Raw genomic sequence first — 3,961 nt, forward strand, 5'->3', positions numbered from 1 at the left:
TTGGCCTGGCGACGCTCGCCACCTGGCTGGTTGTTGCATTCGCCTTGCGCTACTCTTCGCTCGCCGCGCTCATCGCTGCGCTCGCCGCGCCGCTCTATGCGCTCCTCATGTGGGGCGGCAATCGCATGGTGCTGGTCATCGCCGGCATTGCGCTCCTTCTCGTCGGCAAGCACTGGCAGAATCTGCAGAGACTGCTCGCCGGCAGCGAGACGAAGATCGGCAGCGGGAAGAAGACCTGACGAATAAGCTTCTATCGCGCGAAACCGCGATCTGAACCGTTTGTTCGACGAGCACGTCAGAGCAAGGTCGCTACAAAGCAATAGTGGTCGAAAAGGACGCTTACCTGCTGGAACTCGCCCGCTACGTCGTTCTCAACCCGGTTCGTGCAGCGATGGTCCGCGCTCCTGGAGACTGGTAGTGAAGCAGCTATCGCGCGACGATTGCCGATGAATGCACGCCGGACTGGTTGGCGACGCAGTGCTTCCTGTCAGGATTCGGCGAGACCATGCCGAAAGCGGTTGCGGCGTACGTTACGTTCGCTTCTTTGTCGAAGGACTCCGCCTGGCGACGACGCCATGGGGACAAGTCAAGCAGCAACCGTTCCTCGGCCCTCACGTTTTTGTCGAATCAGTGCGCGGCCGGCTTCCTGCCGGCAGCGATCGGCGCGAGGTTCCGCAGGCCCGGGCGCGGCCCGTCCCACAGCATCTCGCTGACTTCGCACGGCAATGCGACGATCGGAACACCGCCACCGCCGGGGCGGACGCGAGCGGCGGGTACACGCTGAAGGAAATCGTCGATTACTTCGGTTTGCACTACTCCCGCGTGAGCAAGATCGTGCGCCTTGCCAAAGGCGCGACAGAAGAAAAAAGAGAAAGACCGGACCCAGCGATCTTGCCAACTTGGCCGGGCAGGCGGTCGACCTGATCGTCATGGAGGCCTCGGGTGGCCTGGAGAGCAGCCTGACCTGCGCCCGGCAAGCTGCCGGCTTTGCCGTCGCCGTCATCAATCCGCGCCAGGCACGGGATTTCGCCAAAGCCCTGGGCTATCTCGTCAAGGCCAACCGCATTGACGCCAAGGCCTTGGCTGAAGTCGCTGAGGTGCGGGCTGGTAGCCCCGAGCGTGATCGTTTCGTCACCGCTTTACCAACGCCACAGCAGCAGGCGCTGCACGCACTGGTGGCACGTCCGCGGCAACTCGTCGCCATGCAGGTGGCCGAGCGCCAACGACTGTCGGTCAGTCACACCGCTGCCAGGAAGCTTATCGGCGCCATGATTATGGTCATTCGCACTGAACTCGATCAGGTCGAGACTGAGCTTGCCAAGCACATCGAAACCCATCATGCCGACTTGGCCCTGCGGCTTTCCAGCGTGCGCGGTATCGGCCCAACCACCGTCGCCACTTTGATCGCCGAAGTACCCGAGTTGGGGCAGTTGTCGCGCCGGGAAATTAGCGCCCTCATCGGCTTGGCACCCTTCAATCGCGATTCCGGCCAGATGCGTGGCAAGCGCGCCATCTTCGGCGGACGCGGGCAGGTGCGCCGCGGACTCTACATGGCAGCGCTCGCGGCCATCCGATTCAATGCCGTCATCAAGCAGTTCTACGACCGCCTCGTCGCCGTCGCCAAACCCAAAAAAGGTCGCCATCGCCGCCTGCATGCGCAAGTTCCCGACTATCCTCAACGCCATGGCCAGAACCGGCAAGGCCCGGGGCGATTCTCTTCATACCGTCTGACTCGAAAGACAGTTGCTGATATGTTAGGCCGCTTTTCCAATGCCCAGCCTCGCTCGACTTGCTCGCGCTGAGTTTAGCGGCAGCGGAGAGATTTCACCACTTTCGCCATTCGCTGGCTGGGCCCTCGCCATCTCCGTATCTGCCTGGATCAAGACTGCACGCCGAAGCCACGAGATTGACGAGTTCGCAGAGTTCTTCCCGTTCACCAGTCTCGATGAGCGAGTCGTCTTCGTCGTTCAGTGCGTTCAGTTCTTCGACTGCGCCCTTGATGACGTCCAGTTTTGCCTGCTCGGTGGCATGCTCGCCCAAATTGACCAGTCTTGCGATCAGTTTGTCAAAAACTTCTGCGAAGGCGGTGCATGACGCCTCGGTGTATTGCTCGAGACCGCTTTGCTGCCAGCGCTGGAACGGATATTTTGCTACGATTGAATGGAATCTGGTGCCATAGCTTGACATGACGGTTCCTTGTGCGGCCTGATCCGGAAAGAAGAAAGCCTCGCGACCTCACCCTCCCACACCACCAGACGAACAGGCCAAGTATCCGGCGGTTCGATGAAGGAGATCGCTACCGCGGCGCAAGGCTCGGTGGTCCCATTTCGTCGAAGAAGCACAACCGCTGTGTAGTCCACGCAAACTGGTCACTGATCTCACGCCAGACTGGACAGTCGGAGCGTTGCGACGCGAGGTGTTCGCTTGTATTCCAAGACAGTTACTCGCGTCAAGCTTCTAGCTCACCCGCGATACCTTTAAGACGAGCTTGGCCTGCTCGCGGCTCATCAGCAGGTAGCCGATCTCGTCGATGGTCAGCCATCGGTAAGCGCTGATCGCCCGCTGCATTACCGCTGTCAACTGGTTTTGCGCGGGCGCAGACTTGCCGCCGAGCAAGGCATTGTTGGCCACCAGGCGCCTGAACAGCAGCACAGGGCAGTCGCGTCCGGCGACCACTTCGAGAGGCTGGTGCCCGGCCATCAAAGGCCGCTTCGCAGCGCCTTGTCGATCGCCTCGTACTCGAAGTCGGCGGTGCGGTCGCGCAGGAACTGTCCCGCCGCTGGGTCCACTTCGGCGACTTGCGCGACGAGCGCATTGATGCGCTGGGTGTCCAATACCAGCAAGGCGTCGATCAGTTCGCGGCGCAGCTTTTCCGGCAAGCTGGCCAGCGAGGCCTTGTTCGTCGCATGGGTGGCTGTTCTTGCTCCTGATCGCGCTGAACTCTCCCGATAAAGGTAGGAGACGCCGAGCATGCGCGCCAGGCAGTCGAAAATGGCTGAGGATTGAACCGGCTTGTGCAGCACATCGTCGATCCCCGCCGCCAACATGGCGGCGTCTTCGTCAGCGAAGACCGAGGCAGTCACGGCGACGATCTTTACCGCGCGTCCACCGTCCAAGGCACGGATCTGCCGGGTCGCCTCCAATCCGTCCATCTCCGGCATGCGCCGATCCATCCAGATCAGATGCGGCTGCCACGTCTGGAACAGCGCCACGCCCTGGCGCCCGTTTTCGGCGATCTGCGTCTGGAAACCGGCACCCTCCAACCAGTTGCGGAGCAGCAGGGCGTTCTCGGGCTGGTCTTCGACAATCAGGATGCGATAAACCGGTTGGCCGGCAACCAGCCCGACCACTTCTCTGTCTTCGTCGGCGTGCAGCGGCATTTCGGATGGTGTAGCCGCCTCGACCGGCAGTTCGACCCGAAAACGACTTCCCTGTCCGAGTTGGCTGGTCAACGTGAGTTGGCCGCCCATCAGCTGAACAAATTGTCGAGAGATCGTCAGCCCGAGCCCGGTGCCCTTTTGCTGAGCTGCCTGATCCAGTTGTACGAAGGGTTCGAAGATCCGTGTCTGATCCTGCAGCGCGATGCCGGGACCGCTGTCTTCCACATCGATCAGCAGGCGAAAGCCGTAGGCATCGGGTACCGCCGCCAGGCGCAAAGTTATGCGGCCTGCGCCGGTGAATTTGATCGCGTTGCCGAGCAGATTGACCAGCACCTGCCGCAGCTTGGTCTGGTCGCCGCGGATCAAGCGCGGCAGATCGGGAGATTGTTCGAGCGCCAACTCCAGATCCTTCTCGACGGCCCGCACGCGCATCAGCTCCATCAGCTCGCCGGTCAAGGCACCCAGGTCGAAGGGCACGATCTCGAGCTGGACGCGCCCGGCCTCGATCTTGGCCATGTCGAGGACATCGTTGATCAGCGCCAGCAGGTGTTTGCCGCTGCGATTGATGATGTCCAGGCGTT

Annotated in this window: 5 protein-coding genes; 2 read left to right on the plus strand and 3 right to left on the minus strand. The window is 61.5% G+C overall.

Annotated elements, in window-relative coordinates; translation table 11 throughout:
- Together RKP46_RS12565 and RKP46_RS12570 are read left to right on the plus strand one after the other, a co-directional pair.
- Nucleotides 1–239: glycerol-3-phosphate acyltransferase (locus tag RKP46_RS12565; RefSeq protein ID WP_311106960.1), on the plus strand; the 239-nt coding region annotated here is incomplete at its 5' end.
- 660 nt (nt 240–899) lie between these two features.
- Nucleotides 900–1,802, plus strand: a complete 903-nt coding sequence (locus tag RKP46_RS12570; protein ID WP_409194144.1) for an IS110 family transposase — start codon at nt 900–902, stop codon at nt 1,800–1,802.
- A 22-nt stretch (nt 1,803–1,824) separates the two neighbouring features.
- Here the strand turns inward: RKP46_RS12570 and RKP46_RS12575 are convergent, their stop codons facing one another.
- From RKP46_RS12575 to RKP46_RS12585, 3 genes are all read right to left on the minus strand, one after another.
- Entirely contained in the window at nt 1,825–2,187 is a 363-nt protein-coding gene (locus tag RKP46_RS12575) for a hypothetical protein (RefSeq protein ID WP_311106962.1), read from the minus strand.
- Nucleotides 2,188–2,457: 270 nt separating this feature from the next.
- Complete coding sequence (locus RKP46_RS12580) at nt 2,458–2,700, minus strand: hypothetical protein (protein ID WP_311106963.1); 243 nt, start codon at nt 2,698–2,700, stop codon at nt 2,458–2,460.
- The coding region (locus RKP46_RS12585; RefSeq protein ID WP_311106964.1) for an ATP-binding protein at nt 2,700–3,961 on the minus strand (1,262 nt) is incomplete at its 5' end. The genes RKP46_RS12585 and RKP46_RS12580, both read right to left, overlap by 1 nt.

It is taken from the genome of Accumulibacter sp., assembly GCF_031732815.1.
Classification (GTDB): Bacteria; Pseudomonadota; Gammaproteobacteria; order Burkholderiales; family Rhodocyclaceae; genus Accumulibacter.